This is a genomic window from Shewanella sp. VB17, assembly GCF_013248905.1.
GTDB lineage: Bacteria > Pseudomonadota > Gammaproteobacteria > Enterobacterales > Shewanellaceae > Shewanella.
In genome coordinates this window covers 862,530-885,413 of record NZ_JABRVS010000001.1, presented here as the reverse complement: position 1 = coordinate 885,413, position 22,884 = coordinate 862,530, and the positions used below count along the sequence as shown (strand labels likewise).

Here is a 22,884-nt window from a genome sequence, read left to right as displayed (position 1 = left end):
TTTTTATGATAAATATTTTCATCTACTGTTATTGACGATATCGGTTTAGAATAATACTTCACAGTGTGAAATTATCAGATTTCCACTTGCAGGTCATCAAGTTACTAAAGGTCTCTTATATTAGACTTATATGTCCATTTGGTACTCATTAATATCGCCTGTTTGAGCTTTGACGAAAGCAGCATTTCCATAATCAATTTTCTACATCTATATTTAACCTGATTTTTTTAGTGCTTTATCCGATCCATCTAAATGGTAGGATTTTGAATATTTACTACCAAAGTCTATTTTCTACTGAAAAAACTCAAGTACACCAATAACCTGCTGCACATCATTCACCACAACTAAATGTTTTATCTGTGTCTCACGCATCAATTCCTCACCAGCTTGAACCTGTGCATCCTCATCTATAGTAATCACTGTATCAGACATAATATCTCTAGCTTTAGCTTGCTTAATATCGATACTTTCAACCAAAGCTCGACGTAAATCACCATCTGTGATCACGCCTAATAATTTATGTGCACCATTCAGTACTATGCCGAGCCCTAAACGTGATGCCGTCATCGTCAATATGACGTCATTCATCGTGGAAGTAGGTGAGACAAACGGTAAATTATCCTTGACCATCACATCTTTTACTTTAGTGAGTAATCGCCGCCCGAGACTTCCACCGGGATGAAACTTAGCAAAGTCCATTGGCATAAAGTTTTGAGCCTTCATCAAAGCCACTGCTAACGCATCGCCAATGGCCATCGTCAAAGTCGTCGATGTGGTTGGTGCAAGATTATTTGGGCAACTCTCTCTTTCAATATCGATAAGTAATAAAGCATCGGAATTTTTAGCCAGTGTTGAATCATATTTTCCAGTAATCGCTATTAACTTATTACCAAAACTTTGTAATGATGGTATCAATTTTAATATTTCATCACTTTCACCACTGTTCGAGATTAAGATAACGACATCACTTGAGGTCACCATACCTAAATCGCCATGAAAGGCTTCAGCTGGATGAAGAAAAAATGAAGGTGTGCCTGTTGATGCTAATGTTGCCGATATTTTACGGCCCACATGACCAGATTTTCCCATACCACACACAATCACATGGCCATCACAACGCTTCATTAATGAAAGTGCTTTGGCAAATTCTGTTGTATCCATAGTTTGGGCAAGCGATGCCATAGCTTGGCTTTGTTCATGCAGAGTTTCTTTGCAAGAGTTAACTAATGATTGGTTATCGACCGAAGGATTCTTAGCAAGCTGAATAACATTATTTGGCATAGTAAATTCCTTTTTCACTAACATTGAATTGAAGATTAAACATTTTTGTATCCATTAATTTTTCTTTAAATCATTACCTAACTCAGGCTAGTGAGACGCCCACACCTTCCCCCATTAAGCACCGCGCTTCGTAGTGAACCTCTTGTCGTTACTTATACGGCACACCACCGAAAACACGAAAACTGCGAAGAAAGAAAAAATCAAGCGATAGAGTAAATCCAAAAGCTGGATTCCGGCATTCATCGAAAAGACAGATACAATCCAACTCTCATAGAAATCCTCTCTGTGCCCTCGACCTAGGCTACTTTGCTGCTATATCGACAGCACTACTGCAGCAGACATGGCGATTTGGAATATGATCTGGGTGATATCTTTGGCAAATTGGAACCCTTTCTCATCAGGTTTTGACAATACAAATATCTCGTCACCTGGTGATACCATGGATGATTGTTTCAAATTGTCATTCATGGTGATAAAACTGCCATTGGGCTTCATGATGAGAATGTTCATCTCATCCAAGTCTTGAGTCGTGCCGCCCGCTTTACTGATAAAGTCTTTAGTGCTTAATTCACTGCTATAAGCAATCGCCGTGGGAAACATGACTTCACCGTGGATAAGTACTAGATTACGCTTCGCGGGGATCACCACTTTGTCGCCCTGTTGCAGTATGATTTGGCTCAAATCACTGTCAGCGGCTAACAGCACTTGCCCTTTAGGCTCAACCTGACGCGCCTTGTCGATCCATTTAAGAATCACTTCAGCCTCGGCTTTACGCAGCTCTGCCGCCTCTTTAGTGCTCGACCGCTTAGTGAGTACCGATTGTTCCAGCGACGACAATGAAGCTTGCAGCATATCAAATTGGCGATCAGCCACTGATTGCCTAAATAGCTGTATGGCATCTTGATTAGATAAGCGGGTAAACTCAGTATGACTGACTAAGTCTGCCAAACTCGCCCCCCAAGGCAATACCATTTCTTGGGCTGAGTGATGCTCACCAATTAAATCGACACTGATGCTGTTGGCGCGCAGTTGCGATGTTACCTTCACTAATGCCCCCGCTTGCACCTTAATCTGGTCAGCTTGGCTTATGGTGTATTGCCGGGCGTTCACTTGACGATTGCCGCTCTGTTGATTGTCTGAAAAAGCCTCTGGGCTGATCACGGTGACGTGGGTGGCTTGCTCGTTGGCAACCACGGCATCAAGAATTGGCTTGAGCCAGTTTTGTTGAGCTAAGCCAGTGTCCTTGAATTCACGCGGGTCTAAGTGACTTTGATTAAGTTCGCTTTTGTTAAGTTGGCTTTTGTTTAATTCGCTTTTGTTTAATTCGTACAGCCCCTCAAAACCCACTTGGCCTTCGAGGGTGATTTCACCTTGCTTAGGGCCAACAAAAATCACATCACCATCTTGCAGTTGCAATGGCGGCATGGTGCCGTGTTGCAAGAATTGGTACAAGTCGATTTGCTGCTGTACCTTGCCGTTACGCTTGACCTGAATATTACGATAGCTGCCAATGTCATTGCGTATGCCACCAGCTTGATCGATAAAACGCAATACACTGTCGGCACTTTGTCCTTGGTATAAGCCTGGCTTGGTGACCATGCCCGATAAAAAAACTTTAACTTGTTGGCTCGACATTAACGAAACATACACTTCAACGTTAGACTTATACACCCGCTTAACGCTGTTAAGAATCACTTCATTTAACTTGGCATTACTGACACCCAATACCTTGATAGGGCCGACATTAGGAATAAATATATTGCCTTGTGGATCGACAGCCACTTCTGCTTGGTAGTCTATTCCCCCCCACACCTGCACCAGTAATTTATCCCCTTGGGTAATACGGTACTGCGGATTCACCGCGGAGAAAGAGTACTGACTAAAGCCGCCATTAAACAGCCAGCTACCATAACGTTGAGTGGCATGACTCTTAGCGATAGTGGTCACTTTTTCAGCGTCTGCGTCTTGCGATAACGACACTGATGCATGACTGCTTAATGCTGTGCCACAGGCCATTGCGAGTAAACTCAATGTCAGAACCAATGTTCTCATTCTTGGTGTTCCTTAATGATTGAAATGATGAGTCGTCCAAGGAGATACATTAAAATAAGGACGACAAACCAGGTAAATATACTGTAAAGGCGTTGGGGGTATTTTTGCTCTTCGGCAAGCCTTGGGTTTTCGATGATGAGCAAATGTTTAAGTGTTTTAAAAGCTTCGGCTCTGACGACTTCAAGCCCTCTTAACGCCGAGGTGTAAAGGTCGCTACTGAGCTGAGTATTGAGTTCTATCTCTTTAAAATTAGCCCCTATCTTATTCAATGATTGCGGATTGTTACTGACAAGTTTACCGCGCTCTTCTTGTAGCTGTTGGTTGAGTGCTTTTATCCGATAATTAAGCGCACGTATTTCTGACGTATTGGGCTGCATATACGCCAGCAATGATTTAAGCTCGGCTTCTTGAGTCACAATATCAGCTTCAAGCTGGTGCACAGCAGCTAATAACGCCGTGCTTTGGGTTTCTGGACTCAGCAGCTGATATTTATCTTGAAAGGCGATTAACGTCAGTTGTTGTGCTTTAAGTATTTCATGAGCGCGCTGCACTTCTTGCTCAGCAAAGGCCATTTGTTGATTGGCCATCCCCTCACCCAACTGATTTATGAATGTTTTACTGATGTCCATTAATGACTGTGCAATCGCAAGACTAAATTCAGGGGTAAAACCTTGTACTTCCACTTTGAGTATTTCTGACATTTCATCGTAATGAACATGAATATGATTTTGAAAATACTCAATATAGCCTTCTTGGGTACTGCTTTGGCCTAAACGACTGACCATATCCCACTGTGTATTAACATAATGGCTTTTAAGCTTAACCGAGCTATCGAGTGCCAGTGCCATCTCTGGAGATTGAATGTATTCTTGTAATATCAAGGCATCACGCATCGATGGCGATGAGCCACCAATGGCTGCGAGCCCTGCCAGTGGCGATTCATTACCGCTGCTTTGCTTGACCACAAACTGCACCTGACTGACATACCTTGGCGATGCAATGACGCTGTAATAAATAATCACCAATAAAGAGGCTAACAGCACTAAAGCAAATGATCCCAGCTTGGCCCAGGTGGTATAGAGGGTTTTACGGGTATGAACATACGCTTTTGAGTCGGCCAAAAATAACTTAGGGTCTCGTTTTAACTTACGAACCTTACGCTGTATTGGAGTAAGAATACCACCTTGATCTGCTGCAGATTTTACTGAATGAATTGCCGTACTCGAACTCGCTGAAATTTGGCTTTCTTGCTTGTTTGAATCGGAGGACTTATTGGATTGAATGATTGAATTTATTTTTTTAAACATGTTATTTGACATAGGTCTTTTGATACTCAGCTATTGCGTCATCTAGATTGTCGAAAAACACTAGACCTTGATTTTTTATTACCACTCCTGAATCACAAAACTTTTTAAGCCCTGCAACTGAATGATTGACCATAATTAATTTGGTTGTGTCATATTTATCTAATAATAATTTTTCACTCTTGCTACGAAAATTTGCATCACCAACAGCACCTAGCTCATCGATAAGCAGTACGTCAAAATCAAAATCAAAGCCCATGGTGAGCCCAAAGGTCACCCGCGAACGCATGCCACTTGAATAGGTTTTCACCTGCTCATCGAAGAATTTGCCGATTTCAGCGAAGTCTTCTACTTGCTGCTCGATGGGTTTAGTATTTTTATACCCATGTATTCTGGCCACAAAGCGTACATTTTCACGCGCAGTCATTGACCCCTGTAATCCGCCCTGCAAACCTAGCGGCCAAGAAATGTTTTTAGCTGAATGTATCAGTCCATGATTGGGCATATCGGCGCCGCCCATCATGCGTATGAGCGTCGACTTACCCACCCCATTAGGGCCGAGCACAGCAATGTTTCGATCGGTTGGTAGCGCGAGGGTCACATTTTTAAAAACATAATGCCGTCCGCTACGAGTGGCGTAGTATTTACTCACATTGTCAAAATAAATCATGTGGTAATAAACCTCATCCGATTCAGATGAAAGGTCATCAAGCCTAAACTAAAACTGATAAATGCACACAACTCCAAATATTGCCAATCACCAATCGGTGTACTGTAAGCACTAAAGTACCCATCTCGACTCAGTTCTACGGCATGAAATATTGGATTCCAATCAAACAAGTACCAGTATTGCGGCGGGATCATGGTGGCGCAAAACATCACCCCAGAAAGAATCATCATCGGCATGGTGATCATACCAACGACTTTACTAATGTCTTTCCAATAGGTCACAGCACTGCAGAGCATTAACCCCAACCCGACAGAGATGATGATAAGCAAGCTGCTGGCATAGAGAACCGCTAGAAAATTATCGGGGATCACAGCAAACCCTAACCAGGCCATAAACCCCATTAGTAAACAATACACAATCAAAAAGGTGGCGGCCTCAATAATAATTCGGGTAATAATGGGATCGATGGCCGACACTTGACGATAACTCAACAATCCCTTATTTGCTTCCACTGCGGCGCTCAATTGCGGTAACAGTTTGCTGAACATTTTAAAGGGGAGTATGCCAACCAACAAGAACAGTGCTACCGGGATCCCTGATACACTGCTACGGCCAATCAGTGAAAACATCAGCGCCATAATACCAGCTTGCGCAATGGGCTCAGCTAACGCCCAGAAGTAACCCAACCGATTAGAACCAAAGCGGGTTTTTATCTCTCTCATCATTAATGCGTGTACGGTGTCACGCATAATTTGTAAAGATGTACGTTTAATATTCAAACTTAAGTGTTCCAAGATTGAGTTAATTACACCTATTTATGTAAATGGGATGTTATTTTTAATATATAGGGAATGTGTAGGGAATATTGATTGAGAATATAAAAGCAACAAAAAACAATAGCTTATTAAATTAAAGTGGATTTCAAAAAATTTAATCAGAGTTAACTTTATTTGCAATAAACATAGCTACCGCACGCCAAATAGATAATCTACTGGCTGATCATTGCCTAGAAACAAAAGGCATTTTAAATTACAAGCTGTTAACTTAAGTAACGAAAACAAACAAAATAGGTCAATGATAATGCGGCAATAAAAATAATTTTAAGCGCAGACGAACCAAGTCATCACAATTAACTTTCAGTTAGATTTAGCAACAAAAGTTACCCGTTAGATTTGCTTAAATTTTAATGGTTTTTGTTAATGTGACATGTGATTATTACGCAGACTCAAAGAGAGGACTTGACTTTAATATCATGTTATAAATAACTTTTATATCCATATAAAACTAAATTAACATCTTAATCTAACGTGTATCTATCTGTACAATCAGAATTAAGATGTGCAAGTATACAGATACATAGATTACAGTCAACACATTATATAGCAACAAATAAAGAGCCTATAATCGCAAAAAATTGTCATTCTAGATATAAATATGAGACATATGGAATGCTAACAAGCAAAAATTAAACATATGTAACTAGTGTACCGCACAAAAAAGACCTTGTGGTTAAGTATAGAGAGAGCCAATACCAAGAATCTTAATGCACTGTATGATCATACATTCACTGCAAGTCAGATTTAGCATAGTTAGCCCAAGGATAGAAAGATGTAGAATGCACGCTAGAACAATGTAGGAGGTATAAGCACATGGGAGGTGAAAGTAGAATAATGCAGGGGCAATTATCGAGTTTGAAGATCGAATAGCAGACTATATGTACATTAGTTACACAGAATCTGCTACAGGATCAATTTATTGTAAATACCACTCAACCGTCTTACTAATGCCAGTTTCAAAGCTCTCAACTGGCTGATACCCCAACTCATGATAAGACTTAGTCGGGTTGATGGCGTAACGTCTATCGTGACCAGCGCGGTCGGTGACATGAGTGATGAGAGCTTCACTCTGGCCTGCAATGACTTGAATTGCTTGTGGATATTGCTGTGCAAGTTTCAAATTAGCTGCGAAACGCGTATTCATTAACTGGCAGATGAGTTTGACGATATCAATATTGGCCCACTCGTTGATACCGCCGATGTTATAACATTCACCTAAACGACCTTTTTGCAATACTAGCTCAATGCCGCGAGCATGATCAGTGACATAAAGCCAATCGCGAATTTGTTGGCCATCGCCATAGATCGGCAGAGGTTTGTTATGCAAAATATTGGTGATGACCAGTGGGATCAATTTCTCAGGGAAGTGATACGGGCCGTAGTTATTGGAGCAATTTGAGGTGGTCACCTCTAACCCATACGTGTGGTGATATGCCCGCACTAAATGATCACTGGCCGCCTTACTGGCTGAATAAGGCGAATTGGGTGCATACTGAGTATCTTCAGTGAAGGCTGGATCCGTTGGGCTCAAATCACCATACACTTCGTCGGTACTAACATGATGAAAGCGGTGCTTTAGCGGTGCTAACCCTTGCTTTTTGGGTGCATCAAGCCACACTTTTTTAGCGGCTTTAAGTAGACTATGAGTGCCAATAATATTGGTTTCGATAAAGGCATCTGGCCCATCGATTGAGCGGTCAACATGGCTCTCGGCAGCAAAGTGCACCAAGGTATCAATCTGATGACCAATAAGCAGTGTTTCAACTAAGTCAGTGTCACAGATATTGCCGTGCACAAAGCTAAAATTAGGATTTATTTCAACTGATGCCAAGCTGGCACGATTGCCTGCATAGGTCAGTGCATCGAGCACAACTACTGTATCTGTGGGGTGAGTTTCGAGCCAGTAATGGACAAAATTAACACCAATAAAACCGGCACCGCCGGTGACTAAAAGGTTGGACATAATAAAAAAATTCCGAGTTATAAACCAATTACGAGAGCAGTCTACGACTTTCGAGAAGCCGAGGGAAATCAAAATATAAATAGGATGAAGACAGGCTATGACCTCCGTGAAAACCGGGTTGGCCTACAGCATTCGAGAAAAAGCGGAAGCGAAACAGACTATCTTTGCACGTCACTTTTTCTCGCAATGAGCTAGCGAACTCCCTAGAATGCAGCATTCTGCTCTAGCTCAACTGCTTCATCATTGCCGCAAGACTTTCCTTCCAGTCATTAGGCTCAATGTTGAGTGCTTGGTTTAGTTTACTGCAATTCATCACACTGTATGCGGGCCGCATTGCTGGGGTTGGATAGTCTGCGGTGATGATGGCATTAAGCGGAATGGTTGCATTGAGCAAACCTTGTTTAATGCCTTCAACTTGAATACCACAGGCAAAGTCATACCAGCTAATCCCCTGATCTGACCCTGTCGCATTTGAATAGTGAAAAATGCCGTTAAGGTCTGCACGCTGTGCTAACTGCCAACATATGCTGGCCAAATTGGCCGCCCAGGTGGGGGCACCGTACTGATCAGCAACAATACCTAGGTGGTCCTTTTCGTTCATCAATCTAAGCATGGTTTTGACAAAGTTATTACCCTGGCTGCTATAGAGCCAAGAAGTGCGTACTATGGCGAAACTGTCTGCTTTGTCGCTCATTTCCTGCTGAAGCAGTTGCTCACCTTGATACTTGCTGTCACCATAAACACTAAGAGGATTGACAGTGTCTTCAGGCAAGTAAGGTGTTAGCTGCATACCATCAACACTGTTGCCATTAAAAACAAAATCAGTAGAAACCTGAATTAACCTTACGTTATTTTGCTTGCAAGCCTTAGCCAAGTAGCCGACAGCAGCCGCATTAACGGCATAAGCCGCGTCTTTATCTGCTTCTGCTTTATCCACCGCAGTATACGCCGCAGCATTAATGACCACATCTGGGTTAAAATCTGTGATGAACGACAGTACCGTTATTTCGTTAGTGATATCTAATTCGGTTGAATGGGTATAAATCGCTTCAATGCTTGGTGGACAACTGAGTCGCAACTCGTTGCCCAACTGACCTTTACAGCCAGTGATTAATACTTTCATAAAATCCTTTGGTTTCTTAAACCATTACAGTAGCGCAGCGTTGGTAACTAAGCCACTTTTCAGCTAGAACTTCTCTGCTTCATTGAAGAGTTTTCCTGCTGCATCTTTTACTGATAGTAGCGGTAATTTTCCCTCTACTAATGGCCAGTCGATGGCGACCGTTGCATCGTTCCATAACAAACTGCGATCATACTCTGGCGCATAATAATCAGTACATTTGTAAACACATTCAGCTGTTTCACTCATCACGTAAAAACCGTGGGCAAAACCTTCGGGTACCCAAAGTTGCTTTTTATTTTCAGCTGACAACTCGGCACTCACCCACTGACCAAATGTCGACGAACTGCTGCGCATATCAACCACCACATCAAAAACACTACCTTGGATCACTCGAACCAATTTACCTTGAGTGTGTTGCAGTTGATAATGCAACCCGCGCAAACTACCTTGGCTCGACTTAGAATGGTTATCTTGCACAAAAGGCTTACCACCTGTGAGCACATCCATGAAGCTAGCACGGTAGGTTTCCATGAAAAAACCCCGTTCATCACCGTACACGCTTGGTTCGATAATTTTTACATCGCAAATATTGGTATCTATTATCCGCATGATTGGGCTAGCTCAACTATATTATCTGTTTTGACAGGAGCCACTGGCACCCTTATCAACTTAGGACTAAATTGGTGCGCCAGATTGATCACAGTAAGTAAATACTGACCATAAGCGCTCTTTTTCACCTTCATGGCAATATCATAAAGTTGTTGCTCAGTGATCAGCCCTAAGCGAAAGGCAATTTCTTCTGGACAACAGACTTTTAATCCCTGACGCTTGGCTATTGTTTGGATAAAAAGACTGGCCTCTAACAGGCTATCGTGGCTACCGGTATCGAACCATGCGGTACCACGACTCAACAATTGAACCCTTAACTGCTTCCTCTTAAGATAGACCTTATTCACATCGGTTATTTCTAATTCACCGCGCTCTGACGGTTGAATATTTTTGGCGATGTCGATGACTTGATTATCATAAAAATACAATCCTGCTACGGCAAAGTCTGATTTAGGTTGTTGGGGCTTTTCTTCCAATGACAGAACTTGGCCGTCAGCATCAAATTCCACCACACCATATTCATTGGGATTTGTCACACGACAACCGAAGATCAATGCCCCTTCTTGCTCATTTGAAGCCGCTTCAAGTACTTCTCTTGACATGTTGTGGCCAAAAAATAAGTTATCCCCCAGCATAAGACAAACGGGTGCATCACCGAGAAATGTTTCGCCTATTATAAAGGCTTGTGCTAAACCTTCAGGTTTTTGCTGCACAGCATATTCCAGCTTAATCCCCCACTGGCTTCCATCACCCAATAACTGCTTAAAAGCGTTAAGATGCTCGGGTGTGGTAATGATCAGGATCTCCGTTATTCCTGCGAGCATTAATGTGCTGATAGGATAATAAATCATGGGTTTATCATACACTGTCATCAGCTGTTTACTGACAGATTGCGTCAATGGGTATAGTCGACTCCCAGCTCCTCCCGCAAGGACGATCCCCTTACGTCGAATACTCTTTTCACTCTTGATTATCTCTATCATCTTTTTCTGCTTACTTATCATTAAACGGTAAATGATAAAACGAGTTATCTACCGCAAAAGACACCAAGATTTACACATTAATCATATAGGTTATCTTGTGGTGAATAGCTTTGAAATAGCAAACTTAAACCATGTTTTAATCACACGCCATTCTATACTAAATGAGCACCACTACAGCCATAGACATGATGATTTGAAAAATAATTTGGGTGATATTGTTGATGCTTTTTTCAAGCCATCATTATCTGTGACAAAAATCACCATAGGGCTTCATGATGAAAATGTTCCTACCATCCTTGATAATCCAAACAACAATCAGCCCGCGCTTTTCCGTAAGAGGCTTATATTCAGATGTCACGTTTACACAACATCCAGTTATGGCTAGAATAAATCAGCTCTGTAAGGCTTTTCTTGTTATCAATTGGGCTTTTCGATGACTCATCGCAGGCAATAATTGTAATAACATGACTGAGAAAATAATAATACTGATACCAATAACTGATAACAAATCTACATTATCGCTAGTAAACTTCTCAGGCCATAACCCTAAACTCACGACAAATGCAGTTGAAGCAAAACTAAAGACGGGTGTTAACGCTAACATCGCACTCACTTGAGATGTTGGCCAATATTTCATTGAAGCCCCAAAACAACCATAAGCAATTAAAGTATTAACGGCACAAAAGATAGCAACCCACCAATCAGTTATTCCCATTCTACCAAACTGACTAAAATCGCAAAATACCATCATCACCAGTATTCCTAGACCGTAAATGAACAAGAGTACATTGTTTGGATCAAGCTTTTTTAATAGCGACTTTTGCAGTAAAGCGTAACTTGTCCATGAGCACACTGAAAATTGAATCATCATCAACCCACTCCAGACCTCACTATTTTCCGAGTGAGAAATATTTAAGTATGGATTGAAAAACAACAGCATACCTAATGCTAATGTCGCAAAGCAAGTTAACTGAATCGCGCTCAATTTCTCTTTAAAAAATAACATACCACCGAAAGCTAAAAAGAAAGGAGCTGTTTGAAAGTTCAATTGCGCCACACCTGGTGCCAAGTATTTTAATGCATACACAAAAGAAACATAATTAAGTATGAGAAACACACCTGCCAAAAATAATTTTAACCAATCTCTATATTTAAGTATTGTAAATTGATCCAAGTGCCCACTAAAGTGCTGAATAACAAATGTAATAACAAACGCTACTAAAAATCGAAACCACGTTAAAGTCACAGGATCAATAAAACTCGATGATAAAGTCAATGCAATTGGAAGGATCCCCCAAAATAACACTGCTGTTGAGATAAATAATAAACCGAGCTTGAAATTATTCTGCAAAATAACCTACTAAATTGTATTGCAACTAACAAGTGGGCATAGTGCATTAATAACCTTAAACATGCCATTAAATTATTTTAAACGCCTGAGCAAGGTAAATAAATTATCTTCATTAACAGTCATCATCTCTTCCACTGGTACTGAGTCAGCATACTCTTCATAGGCTTTAACCATAATAGGAGGAAATTGCGTCTTATGACTTGCCATCGCCTCAATTTTTTTGACTTTATAGGGAGAAACATCGATTCGAATGCTGACGAGAGCATCCTTAACAGGTTTGGCTATTCGGTAATCTACACCAAATTTACTTGCTGATATTGCCAAGCTTTCTGCGTGAGAATCCGATACCGCAAAATAGCTCACTAGAGCAGAGAAATGCACGGAAACCAGTTTATGAATGGTTTTATGATCACGGTTATCCGTTATCCCTCCCTCTGCAAATGTAAAAATAGCGAGCGGCTTTTTACGGGTAACGATTTTACTCAACAGCTCAGCAATCCTTTGATGATGCAGGTGAGTCTTACCGTCTGGGAAACGTAAAAAATGCGGAGGTTCAAGACCTAATATTTGTGACGCTGTCATCGCTTCTTTCTCTCTAACTTGGGCTAATTTAGCACCAGATAGATTTTGACCAGAATAATCACTCCCAGCATCACCAGAGGTCACATACACAGGAATAACAGCGACATCGTTAGCAACTAATTTTGCTAGCGTACCCGATATCCAAGTTTCATCATCTGGATGAGCAAAAATAACCATTACCGAAAGGGAGTTACTCTTTTTTGTCACTTCGACTTGTCTCGCTCCGCTCGTTGATGTGGTTTGGCCATTCAAATAACAGCCTGAGACACTGAACAAAATCATCGCAGCCAGTGGTATTGATTTTAACCCCATTGCCAGCCTTAATATCCTCAAGTATACATGCTAAGAATAAGCCGATTTTACGCATAGTCAATTAACAATCACCGCAGCTAAAGTGAAGAGGTTGGCGAAATCAAATCATCAAATAAACAGACGCGATGAACGCATTACGCAGTACTTTGTCCCCTTTTATGGCAGCATCTGGAATATTGGTGTAATTACTTATCAGCCAAATAAGTCCATTGTGCGAGATACTTGCATCAGGTCGTTGAGTGCAATTGCCTCTCATCCAAACATTACCGGCACGATCTAGCTTTGCATCAGGCTCTTGTGTTACATCGCCGCCTAACCAAACTTTCTTATCACGATAAATAATGATGTCACTTTTTACTTCACTGGCTGTTGAAGATGAAGATGGATAACTTGTCACTAATGCATCTGGCTGCTCACTCTGATTCCCTTTAAGCCAAAACTCACCTGAGGATTTTATCACCGCATCAGGTACCTTACTTTGATTACCTTTTATCCAGAGCAGAGACTCTGCCATCGAAAAAGGAGCAAAAGAGATCAGTAAAGATAAAAGAAACGAATGTAATTTCATTAAACAGCCCGCTATTTAGCTCTATTAATTCTCTAAAATAGTGCACTTTCATTGAATGTAAGCTGAACATAAGCCAGAAATAGCAACAAAAAACAGCTCAATATCGGTCAATGAGTATCGGTTATCCTTGGAATCTAAGGATTAATAGCAAAGTACTTCAATCCACTCTTTTCAAGCCTAACGTTAATTCTTCTTTAATTTTGTCAAGACAATTTGAACAAATACAGGCGTTCGCATCAGGCTGTATCTCGATTAAGGATGACTTAGGAGGAAAAACGACAGCTTTACACCAACAAGTATCAATCTGTTCACCGACACTGACAGCACAGTTATTTTCTTTTTGGCATAAGGGACACGTTAACGCTTGGCTCTTAGGGTATTGACTCATATAGCACTGTATCTGCTCCGTGGTGACATCACCATTTTATAAGTAACCTGAACTTCAGGATATGAAGTAGACATTATGCTTCATCAAACGATTGAACGCTCGCATAATGCCTAATCTATGTCAGATAGAAATTCAAATTACCTTAGTTACAGCTCACCTCATGCCTTAAGTTAGCTTGTATAAATACGATTTGTCCTGTGTTGTTACAAGCAACTAGCTTGCGATCACCCAAAGCATTATGGAAGCTTACGACTCTTCCAGATCCTTTCACTATGTTAATATTTTGGTCGTGCTTACCAGAATCTGCTGAGGCAAGATAGGTATTATCTCCTGCACCATTCATAGACATACCACCTCCAGAGCATGAACCACTACTTGATACTGTGATATAGGACTGTCCAACATCGTTAATAGAGCACCAAGATCCGTTATTATTATCAGACTTCCAAATGCGAACAGAACCTGAAGCATATGGATTAACCACAGTTAATTGCTCGATGCTGCTGTCGACCTCATTTTGACCATCTAGCTGTAATGAAGCTTGAATATCACTGGAGGAGTTTATTGCTCCTGTAGCTTTAAAAATATTATTATCGCTACCACTTTGTGAAAAAGCAGATGAATTCGTATTCGACCAGCTCACATTAGCTGTGATATTTCGACTTGCATCAGAATATTCTCCCGTCGCGATAAAAGTAGCAGATGCCCCCTCATTAACGTCGCCGTCGCCACCATAGCTAATAGAAATGCTATAAAGAATGGCATCAGACACTGTTAGCTTATCTAGGTTACTTTCTATTACCCCTTGACCATTGCCCTGATCCAATGAAGCAGTAATATCGCTGGCCTGCCCCGTGTTACCATAAGATGTAAAAACATTGTTTGCGCTCCCGCTTTGCGCGAAAGCGGTAGGCTCTGTATTAGACCAAATTACAACGTCAGTGACATTATGCTCACCATCAGAAAAGTTTCCTGTCGCCGTATACGTTACTGACAAGCCTTTGGGAACATCTTGATTTAGTGCTCTCATTGGAGCCGACGCGGTTATTGCAATACTGTTCAAAATGGCATCAGAGACTGTTAGTGTATCGATATTACTCGATATTTCACCTTGACCACTGCCCTGATCCAATGAGGTACTAATATTACTAGTATCGTTTGTGTTGCCCGTTGCAATAAAAATGTTGTTAGCACTATTGCTTTGCATAAAGGCTGAGGCATTGGTATTTGACCATACCACATCATTGGTAATATCATGCTCCCCATCAGAAAAAGTACCGGTAGCTGTATATGTCACAGACAAACCTTTGGCTACCCGTTGATTTAAATCCCGCTCAGGCTTACTCGCAGTAATGGCAATATTCAGCAAAATTGCATCAGATACTGCCAACGTATCAATATCACTGACTATATTATCACTGCCCTGATCCAATGATGCACCCACATCACTTGCATCATCTGTATCCCCTGTGGCTGTGAAGATATTGTTGGCACTACCACTTTGTGAGAAAGCCAAAGAATTGCTGTTCGACCAAACCACATCATCGGTAATATTATGCTCTCCGTCAGAAAAAGCCCCCATCGCCGTGTACGTTACCGACAAACCTTTAGCCACATTTTGATTTAACTCTCGCTCAGGCCTGGTCGCACTTATAGTAATGCTCTCCAAAATAGCTGCAGAAACCACAGGCGTGTCGGTATTACTTGTAATCGGATCTGTCTTATTATCCAGCGCCATAGATGCCGTAATATCACTGGACTCACCTTCCTCACCAATGGCCTCGAAAATATTTGGCCATAAACTATCGGGTTTAAAGACATCTGAGTGACTCGAACTCCAGATTAGATCAGGATTAGCAGTAATATCCTCACTAAACTCACCACTGTAATGTCCTATTGCCACATAACGCACTGACAACCCTTTTGGAATATCTTGGCTAATTTCAGCTGTAGGTGTTACAGATTTAATTTCTATACTCAATAATTCCCTAGCCGTAATCGTTAACACATCGACTTGACTTGGTACACCATCATATACGGCTGAGATCCCAGCTTGATAATCAATATCTCCGACGGCCTTAAAAACATTCCCAACATAATTTGTCGGTTCAAAAACCTCTTCATTGGAACTCAACCACTCAGTATCTTCTGTTACATCGGTCGGATTATCAGAATCAATATCGTAAGCTAAAGCTGTATAAGTGACAAATGTCCCCTTAGGCACCTTGCCATCGGTTATTCCTTCTGGACTAGTAATAACAATTTCAACACGACCTATCTCCTTTGTATTTAAAGAAGACAACCCTTTTTTATGTAAACCTTCTTCTGCATAAGCATAGGAATGCAAAAAACAACATATATATAAAAATACTGCGATACATTTTTTCATGGAAATACTCATTAAAATAAATCTCTATATCACTAATAGATAAAATAACTATTATGTCTCATTAAACATCACTCACCTGTATAGAATAAAAAAAACAAGCAAGATAAGTTCAAAGTCGCCAATTCTAAAACGACTAGGCTTACATCTCTAAAAAGACAAAAAATAAGATCGCGCATTCACTTCGCTATTTATTTAACTCTAATTTAACGAAAACAATTGTTGATTCAGTATCATCTCTGGCTAGACCTTGAGGTTCGATGTAATGGCTTCCTTCGCCAGCTTCAGTTCTTGACCAAACCCCTGTAGCCTCTGAACCACTTAACACCAAATCAAAATTGCCAAACACATCATGCACCTTTGCAAGATTGTCTCGCGCCAACAATGACACCTTAAAAGACTCATCTGTCGTTACGATAGGATTTTCATTATCTTGACTGATATCCTCGCCCCAATACCCTCTTATATCGGAGTAAGTTAAACGAGTTCCTTGACAAATATTGTAAGGGCATGCGCCATAGTAACCGACAACATATTGCCTATCGTCTGTAACAGCAACACGCCAACCAAGTACTTTTTTAGAAGAGCCCTGAAATTGAAGCTCTGTATTTGTCGCAATCGCAGAATAATGCGCAATAGCAAGCTTTCCGTCATATTGACCAATAACAGAGCAAATATTATCCAACGACTCTTCTGTCACATTAACCACACCCTTGTTTACTGGCTGGTTAGTGCAAGCACCTGAGTCCCAATAAATATCGTCGGAATTTATTTCTATATCTCCGCTGGTATATGTTCCTATCGCTTTAAACTCTGTGGTTGAACCAACAACGGTAATATCACCACCAACAAATTTAGGCTCTATGCTAAGTGATAATAATTCTGCTTCTATCACGGTAATTGGGCTTGTTAAGCTCTCAACAGCCCCTTTTTCAACCGTGATATTGGCATCTCCTATGCTTTTGGCTTTGAGTACCCCAGTGAGTGAATCAATCTCTGCTTTATCGCTATCGTCACTCTCCCATACCAGTCCATCTCCACTTTGAAACTCTCTATCTTTACCATCACTATAAGTACCAGTCGCCTTATATTTTATCGTCAAGCCAATGGGTAAAGTATTTATATTCGGCTCGGTATGAATCGTTATTAATTCAAGAGCGGCATCGGTGATCTCTACTTTTACACTATTACTTTCAGCATCACTCCCCCCCATGCTGACAGTGATATCGCTAAAACCTAGTTCAACGCCTTGCACCATACCCTCAGTCGTGATGGTAAGTGCTGCATCATTAGAACTATGCCAAGCTAACTGATCGGCCTCTTCCAGCAGTCTGCTGTTGCCACTGTCAAAATAACCCATTGCTTGATATTGATGCGACAAACCTACTGGCAGAGATAAATCGACATTTGAACGTTCTAAAGCTAAAGAGTCGACAATTGAAATAGATAATAGTCTATCTTCTACAACAGCCACTTCCACAATGTCGCTGTCGATGTTCTCCTGAGGCATTCTGGCTGAAATATTACTCTCACCGACCTGTATAGCGCTGACGGAGCCAGTAGGAGCTATACTCACCACATCCACCATAGAGCTTTGCCAAACAAGTCCATCATTTTGCTCTAAAGACACATCGCCATTGGTATATTCCCCTATAGCTTTAAATGCCGCTGTATTTCCAACCCCCAGTGCTTGACCTTCATTATCGCCATAAATATTGACTTGTATTAACTCGGCGCTGGTTACTATCTGTTCAATAGGAGCACTATTAATATCAGCATAAAAGGCGCTAATCTCTGCCTGTCCAGGCTGCAATAATTTTGCAACAGCTGACTGACTTCTTAAGGGAAATGCAATAACCTCTTCATCACTGCTACTCCAAACGGCATCATCTGTAATATCTTTTATCGAGTTATCTCCATAAACAACAAATGCTTTATATTCAACCGTCACACCTGCTGGTAATTCCGACAAAGGTAATTTTGTCTGTTGCTGAATATAAAGTCTTTGTACACTTGACGGATCCGCTACCGAAACACGATTAGAATCACCATTACAAGCAACAATAAACAACGACAAAAACAACGTTGTCATTAGCCATATATATTTTTTTTTCATTTTATGTTTCCGTCAAAAATTTAAAATGGCAGTTAATATAGAAAGCCATGCTTAAATATCGATTAAAATTCACGATACTCGCGTATGGCACAATTTACTTCCTAGTTACTAGCCAATTTCAATCCACCACAACTAAATAGGAAAGCGATCTCACCATTACACGTCATTTATTGCTAATAAGTATCCATTATCAACGTTACTCATGATAGTAAAGCCGCTTTCTGTAAAAAAAGCAGGCTCGTATCACCAAGTTTTGCGACACAGGAAAATAGTCAAACTCACCTAAAATAACCTCATTTAAAACTAAAAAATCATTATGATGCTTTTGTTAATATGACCATGACATAGTGAGTTTCAAGCTCATCTCCTTCAAGATCTCCAGGAAGAACAATATGAGTATTAGTGTTCACCTCTGTTCGTGTCCATACCCCTTTTTGATCGATATCCGTTGTTGGAAACCCTTCAGACCAACTGTTAAAAGTGTCACCCGCTAAAGTATAAACTTCACTCAACTCAGCTTGATTCATTACAGCAAGCTTAAAATCTCCTGTAATATCTATTGCTGGTAATGGACTCACATCATCAATAAGCCCCCATGTATCGACTAACTCGGTAAAATCTAGACTAGTTAGACCATATTCCGTGCCATAAAAACCGACCACTTGTTGCTGAGTAGCAGACAGCACAACTTTCCAACCAAGAAAATCCTTGCTTCTAGCGTCAAGATGAATGGGCGATTTAAGATCTACAGCAGTGTAATACGCCGTCGCATTCTTCCCCTCATATTCAGCATATATACTACAATTATTTTCTAAACATGCTTGCTCAGGTGTTATAACACCATCAGCAGTCATATCAGTGCTCCCAATCCCAGCTCCCCAATATACATCCCCTGAATTGAGTGTAATATCACCATCGGAATATTCAGCAATGACTGAAAATTCAGTCGATGTTCCTACAACTGTTAAGTCGCCACCTTCTAAAACAGGCTCAATTCTAATCCCCTGTAATACTGCGGGTATTATTATGACCTCCAGAGGAGCGCTCTCGATATTATCACCATTGGCATCAGCCATTGTAGCCGTAACATTTGTGGACCCTTCACCCACGCCCGTTAACTCACCAGAAGCTGAATCAATCGTTGCTTTGTCAGGAGTATCGCTGCGCCAAGTTGGTCCGACTAGTAAAGGATAATCATTACCATCAGAGTAATGCCCTTCAGCAACATAAGACTCAGTCAAACCGACAGCAACTTCAGTAACACCATGCTCTGAGCGGATGGTTAACGCTGCCAAAATGGCATCATTAGTTGTAATTGTGATTGGATTAGATTGAACGAGATCAAGCTCTGCAGTAATAATTGCACTATCATTTTCGACCAAGGCCTCTACTACACCTGTAGAGGTCACGCTTACTGTTTCTGCCTTTGAACTCCTCCACAGTAAATGATCTACATCTGTTATTGGTTTTGTGCCACTAATAAAAGTACCCATGGCCGTTACCTGGGAAGTAGAACCAACAGGTAACTCCTGTATTTCAATCGTGATCTCAATACTCTCAAGTACATCTTTGATAACTGTCAAAGCTTGAGTACCACCCTCCCCTTCGTATATTCCTATAATCTCAACATCACCCGCTGCAATACCTGTCGCTAAACCTTGTTCATCTATCGAGACTAAATCTTCAGGTTGATCTCCATTGACGAGAACATCCCAGGATACTTCGCTTGCGGAAACAGGAACCCAATCATTTCCTGAGCTTGAATTACTCACCTCAGCACTATATTGTAGCGTTTCACCTGTATAAATTTGAGTAGCACCACCTGCTGCCGTAATTCTAACACGCTCAATTTCTCTTAGTGTGCCACCTCCACCATGCAACACTTCTTGAGCTGCTTGAGATAACAGCGGAAAACAAAAAACTATCACCATAAATAAAATCATAGTCCTAACAGTTAACAACTGCCTTATTCTAGTAGTCATAAATCCATCCTGAAAATATATGTAATTAGTAAGAGTTGAAAATTAAAAATATGCTAAAAAATACGTAAAACACAATCGCATAAAAAATAACTAAGCAGTGATAAAACTGTCCCTTAGATTAAACAACACATGAGAGTATATAAATTTTAAACGTTAAAAATAAAAACCTAATAATGGTCACCACATTCAGACTCGAAACAAAATACTAACAATTAATCGGCGTAAAATTTAAAACCCTTAATAATTTAATGCCTTAGCGTTATTTTGGAGCAAGATAACATTTCCAAACTCTTTCTTAAATGATAAGTTTGCAACACTATGTATCCACAACTTAAAATGGTTTAAAATAAGAACAACCTTTGAGTTATTTAGGCAATATATTTATAAAAAATAAAATAACAATACTGAGATGCAAATTGTAACAGGGCTCACTTCAGGGTTAAAAAATTGAGATATTTTTAATATGATCTATAGAGGAACTATCTTTCACGAATATTCTAAGATTATTGACCTAACGAAACAAACATTGTCATTACCCGTAACTCGAATAATTTTCAATCATAGAGATAAATCTTAAAAATAAAATTAATAGCATAAGAATGGGTCTAGTGGAGTTCCACCATCAACAGATGTTCACATAATGTTGATGGTATTTATCCATCAGTTTTCAGATATCACCTAATCAACGGCGGCAATCCGTAATATTCATCAGTAAGCTAACTTGACACAAAATATCAATATAATAGCCAGCCGCATTAGCTGAGTATTCTGATGAGAGTGGATTCATAAAACCATGATTAAAATCTGTTTTATGGGTGTAAACCTCAGGCTTTATGGATAGCACTTTTATCACTTCATCAATCTCAAAATGAGGTTCAACAGCGGGGAAAATTAAACTAACGGGTAATTGAGGGCAAACATCTAAATGGTAACGTATTTGGCTTGGATAAAAGCCGATAAAATGTGCAACACCTGCATGACTCGACATCACAAGTGACTTCCAAGCAGCCGAAGCCCCTGCACTAAAACCTACCACGACACTCGGACCATTAGTATTTTCAATTTTACTGGTTAGCAAATCACAATATTTATCATGGCCACACTCAGCAAGGAAGGTTTGGTACGCTAACGGCTCACTCTTAAAGTGTTTATTAACACCATTAAACGGATCGACAATAGTAGATTGACAACCCGTTTTCTCGATCCTTTTTTGGAGCAACGAAATAGATTCTGTTGAGCCAAAAATATCAGTGACCAGAATAATATTCATATCACACGCCTTTATTCTACCAATACAAAAATGCCCTATCTAAATTGGGTATAAAGACAGGGCATCGTTATCACTGATTAACTACAGCTTATTTATTCGGTCTCACGCCTAATGTATGGCAAATAGCATACGTTAATTCAGCTCGGTTTAAGGTATAAAAGTGAAAGTCTTTAACCCCCTCTCTGGACAGTACTTTCACCATGTCAATGGCCACATTAGCCCCAACCATCTGCCGAGTAACGGGATCGTCATCTAATCCTTCAAACTGTTTATGTAACCAGCTAGGGATCCCAACATTCGTCATGCCTGCGAAACGTTTAAGTTGTTTAAAATTCGTCACGGGTAATATACCTGGTACGATTTCAACATCAATACCGGCACTCACACAACGATCACGGAACCTAAGATAAGATTCCACATCGAAGAAAAATTGAGTAATGGCGCGATTAGCACCCGCATCGATTTTCTTCTTTAAATTGATCAGATCGGCCTGTGCATTGCGTGCATCTGGGTGCATTTCAGGGTAAGCAGCAACAGAAATATCAAAATCAGCAACTGAGCGCAGCAAACGCACTAAATCATTAGCAAAACGAGTGGGTTTTGCACTGCCTTCAGGTAAATCTCCACGCAAAGCAACAATATCTTTAATGCCTGAATTCCAATACTGTTTTGCCAGCTCTTTTAGTTCTTCGTCACTGGCATCAACCAATGTTAAATGGGGTGCAGCAACCAAATTAGTTTCTTTTTGGATCCGCTCAATCACCCCATGAGTACGGTCTCGAACCCCTGAATTGGCCCCATATGTCACCGAAACAAATTTAGGGTTGAGTGGCGCTAGACGACGAATAGAATTCCAAAGGATTTGTTCCATTTCTGGAGAGGCTGGAGGGAAAAATTCAAAAGAAACATTAATATCGCCATTGAGCTCAGACAAGCTCTGGTTTAACGATGTTGAATGTTGTGCATGATTAAAACTCATCTCTATTCCCTCTACTGCGTTACTGTCTATTATTTTGTTTCTTAATCTACTTGAAGATACAGAAATCATTTGGACGTTTGGACGTCTATACATCCATAGTAGAGAAAATGAGAGTTAAGTCAAGTAGAA

The 22,884-nt window shown here is 40.6% G+C and carries 19 protein-coding genes; 1 reads left to right on the top strand and 18 read right to left on the bottom strand.

The window, feature by feature from the left end:
- Positions 1 to 291 precede the first annotated feature (291 nt).
- From HQQ94_RS03765 to rfbA, 9 genes are all read right to left on the bottom strand, one after another.
- Positions 292 to 1,281: an SIS domain-containing protein gene (locus HQQ94_RS03765; RefSeq protein WP_173293162.1), complete on the bottom strand. Its 990-nt coding sequence runs from the start codon at positions 1,279 to 1,281 to the stop codon at positions 292 to 294.
- A gap of 312 nt (positions 1,282 to 1,593) precedes the next feature.
- Positions 1,594 to 3,333, bottom strand: a complete 1,740-nt coding sequence (locus tag HQQ94_RS03760; RefSeq protein ID WP_173293161.1) for a polysaccharide biosynthesis/export family protein — start codon at positions 3,331 to 3,333, stop codon at positions 1,594 to 1,596.
- The gene (locus tag HQQ94_RS03755; protein ID WP_254303993.1) at positions 3,330 to 4,640 is read right to left on the bottom strand and encodes a lipopolysaccharide biosynthesis protein; all 1,311 of its coding nucleotides are present in this window, start codon (positions 4,638 to 4,640) and stop codon (positions 3,330 to 3,332) included. The genes HQQ94_RS03760 and HQQ94_RS03755 overlap by 4 nt, the downstream gene beginning before the upstream one ends.
- 1 nt (position 4,641) lies before the next feature.
- The gene (locus HQQ94_RS03750; protein WP_173293160.1) at positions 4,642 to 5,307 is read right to left on the bottom strand and encodes an ABC transporter ATP-binding protein; all 666 of its coding nucleotides are present in this window, start codon (positions 5,305 to 5,307) and stop codon (positions 4,642 to 4,644) included.
- On the bottom strand, positions 5,304 to 6,086 hold the full coding sequence (locus HQQ94_RS03745) for an ABC transporter permease (protein ID WP_254303992.1): 783 nt from the start codon (positions 6,084 to 6,086) through the stop codon (positions 5,304 to 5,306). Before HQQ94_RS03745 ends, HQQ94_RS03750 begins: the two co-directional genes overlap by 4 nt.
- 973 nt (positions 6,087 to 7,059) lie before the next feature.
- Positions 7,060 to 8,106 carry a dTDP-glucose 4,6-dehydratase gene (gene rfbB / locus HQQ94_RS03740; protein ID WP_173293159.1) on the bottom strand — a complete coding sequence of 349 codons (1,047 nt, stop codon included), beginning with the start codon at positions 8,104 to 8,106 and terminating at the stop codon, positions 7,060 to 7,062.
- A 223-nt stretch (positions 8,107 to 8,329) separates the two neighbouring features.
- Positions 8,330 to 9,229: a dTDP-4-dehydrorhamnose reductase gene (gene rfbD, locus HQQ94_RS03735; protein WP_173293158.1), complete on the bottom strand. Its 900-nt coding sequence runs from the start codon at positions 9,227 to 9,229 to the stop codon at positions 8,330 to 8,332.
- A gap of 63 nt (positions 9,230 to 9,292) precedes the next feature.
- Positions 9,293 to 9,838, bottom strand: a complete 546-nt coding sequence (gene rfbC, locus HQQ94_RS03730) for a dTDP-4-dehydrorhamnose 3,5-epimerase (protein ID WP_173293157.1) — start codon at positions 9,836 to 9,838, stop codon at positions 9,293 to 9,295.
- Positions 9,829 to 10,821, bottom strand: coding sequence for a glucose-1-phosphate thymidylyltransferase RfbA (gene rfbA, locus HQQ94_RS03725; protein ID WP_173293156.1), 993 nt, complete (start codon positions 10,819 to 10,821; stop codon positions 9,829 to 9,831). The genes rfbC and rfbA overlap by 10 nt, the downstream gene beginning before the upstream one ends.
- Positions 10,822 to 10,921: 100 nt before the next feature.
- Between rfbA and HQQ94_RS03720 the strand changes: the two genes are divergently transcribed.
- A complete protein-coding gene (locus HQQ94_RS03720) occupies positions 10,922 to 11,206 on the top strand; it encodes a hypothetical protein (protein WP_173293155.1) in 285 nt (94 codons plus the stop codon).
- A gap of 6 nt (positions 11,207 to 11,212) precedes the next feature.
- Here HQQ94_RS03720 and HQQ94_RS03715 read toward each other — a convergent pair whose 3' ends face one another.
- The 9 genes from HQQ94_RS03715 to metF all read right to left on the bottom strand — a co-directional run bounded on the left by HQQ94_RS03715 (position 11,213) and on the right by metF (position 22,755).
- Complete coding sequence (locus HQQ94_RS03715) at positions 11,213 to 12,175, bottom strand: DMT family transporter (RefSeq protein ID WP_309247273.1); 963 nt, start codon at positions 12,173 to 12,175, stop codon at positions 11,213 to 11,215.
- Between the two features lie 69 nt (positions 12,176 to 12,244).
- Positions 12,245 to 13,066, bottom strand: coding sequence for a PIG-L deacetylase family protein (locus tag HQQ94_RS03710; protein ID WP_173293153.1), 822 nt, complete (start codon positions 13,064 to 13,066; stop codon positions 12,245 to 12,247).
- A 100-nt stretch (positions 13,067 to 13,166) separates the two neighbouring features.
- On the bottom strand, positions 13,167 to 13,634 hold the full coding sequence (locus tag HQQ94_RS03705) for a hypothetical protein (protein ID WP_173293152.1): 468 nt from the start codon (positions 13,632 to 13,634) through the stop codon (positions 13,167 to 13,169).
- A gap of 157 nt (positions 13,635 to 13,791) precedes the next feature.
- The gene (locus tag HQQ94_RS03700; RefSeq protein ID WP_173293151.1) at positions 13,792 to 14,022 is read right to left on the bottom strand and encodes a cysteine-rich CWC family protein; all 231 of its coding nucleotides are present in this window, start codon (positions 14,020 to 14,022) and stop codon (positions 13,792 to 13,794) included.
- A 142-nt stretch (positions 14,023 to 14,164) separates the two neighbouring features.
- A complete protein-coding gene (locus tag HQQ94_RS03695; protein WP_173293150.1) occupies positions 14,165 to 16,411 on the bottom strand; it encodes a hypothetical protein in 2,247 nt (748 codons plus the stop codon).
- A 184-nt stretch (positions 16,412 to 16,595) separates the two neighbouring features.
- Positions 16,596 to 18,524 (bottom strand): Ig-like domain-containing protein, encoded by a 1,929-nt coding sequence (locus HQQ94_RS03690; RefSeq protein WP_173293149.1) that lies wholly within the window; start codon positions 18,522 to 18,524, stop codon positions 16,596 to 16,598.
- 314 nt (positions 18,525 to 18,838) lie between these two features.
- Positions 18,839 to 20,506, bottom strand: a complete 1,668-nt coding sequence (locus HQQ94_RS03685; protein WP_173293148.1) for an Ig-like domain-containing protein — start codon at positions 20,504 to 20,506, stop codon at positions 18,839 to 18,841.
- 682 nt (positions 20,507 to 21,188) lie between these two features.
- On the bottom strand, positions 21,189 to 21,776 hold the full coding sequence (locus tag HQQ94_RS03680; RefSeq protein ID WP_173293147.1) for a hypothetical protein: 588 nt from the start codon (positions 21,774 to 21,776) through the stop codon (positions 21,189 to 21,191).
- An 88-nt stretch (positions 21,777 to 21,864) separates the two neighbouring features.
- Positions 21,865 to 22,755, bottom strand: a complete 891-nt coding sequence (gene metF / locus HQQ94_RS03675) for a methylenetetrahydrofolate reductase (protein WP_173293146.1) — start codon at positions 22,753 to 22,755, stop codon at positions 21,865 to 21,867.
- Positions 22,756 to 22,884: the final 129 nt, after the last annotated feature.

Excerpts from the sequence above, each read along its gene's own strand:
- HQQ94_RS03765 (WP_173293162.1), bottom strand. The coding sequence starts at position 1,281 with ATGCCAAATAATGTTATTCAGCTTGCTAAGAATCCTTCGGTCGATAAC.
- HQQ94_RS03760 (WP_173293161.1), bottom strand. The coding sequence starts at position 3,333 with ATGAGAACATTGGTTCTGACATTGAGTTTACTCGCAATGGCCTGTGGC.
- HQQ94_RS03755 (WP_254303993.1), bottom strand. The coding sequence starts at position 4,640 with ATGTTTAAAAAAATAAATTCAATCATTCAATCCAATAAGTCCTCCGAT.
- HQQ94_RS03750 (WP_173293160.1), bottom strand. The coding sequence starts at position 5,307 with ATGATTTATTTTGACAATGTGAGTAAATACTACGCCACTCGTAGCGGA.
- rfbB (WP_173293159.1), bottom strand. The coding sequence starts at position 8,106 with ATGTCCAACCTTTTAGTCACCGGCGGTGCCGGTTTTATTGGTGTTAAT.
- rfbD (WP_173293158.1), bottom strand. The coding sequence starts at position 9,229 with ATGAAAGTATTAATCACTGGCTGTAAAGGTCAGTTGGGCAACGAGTTG.
- rfbC (WP_173293157.1), bottom strand. The coding sequence starts at position 9,838 with ATGCGGATAATAGATACCAATATTTGCGATGTAAAAATTATCGAACCA.
- rfbA (WP_173293156.1), bottom strand. The coding sequence starts at position 10,821 with ATGATAGAGATAATCAAGAGTGAAAAGAGTATTCGACGTAAGGGGATC.
- HQQ94_RS03710 (WP_173293153.1), bottom strand. The coding sequence starts at position 13,066 with ATGGGGTTAAAATCAATACCACTGGCTGCGATGATTTTGTTCAGTGTC.
- HQQ94_RS03705 (WP_173293152.1), bottom strand. The coding sequence starts at position 13,634 with ATGAAATTACATTCGTTTCTTTTATCTTTACTGATCTCTTTTGCTCCT.
- HQQ94_RS03700 (WP_173293151.1), bottom strand. The coding sequence starts at position 14,022 with ATGAGTCAATACCCTAAGAGCCAAGCGTTAACGTGTCCCTTATGCCAA.
- HQQ94_RS03695 (WP_173293150.1), bottom strand. The coding sequence starts at position 16,411 with ATGAAAAAATGTATCGCAGTATTTTTATATATATGTTGTTTTTTGCAT.
- HQQ94_RS03690 (WP_173293149.1), bottom strand. The coding sequence starts at position 18,524 with ATGAAAAAAAAATATATATGGCTAATGACAACGTTGTTTTTGTCGTTG.
- HQQ94_RS03685 (WP_173293148.1), bottom strand. The coding sequence starts at position 20,506 with ATGACTACTAGAATAAGGCAGTTGTTAACTGTTAGGACTATGATTTTA.
- HQQ94_RS03680 (WP_173293147.1), bottom strand. The coding sequence starts at position 21,776 with ATGAATATTATTCTGGTCACTGATATTTTTGGCTCAACAGAATCTATT.
- metF (WP_173293146.1), bottom strand. The coding sequence starts at position 22,755 with ATGAGTTTTAATCATGCACAACATTCAACATCGTTAAACCAGAGCTTG.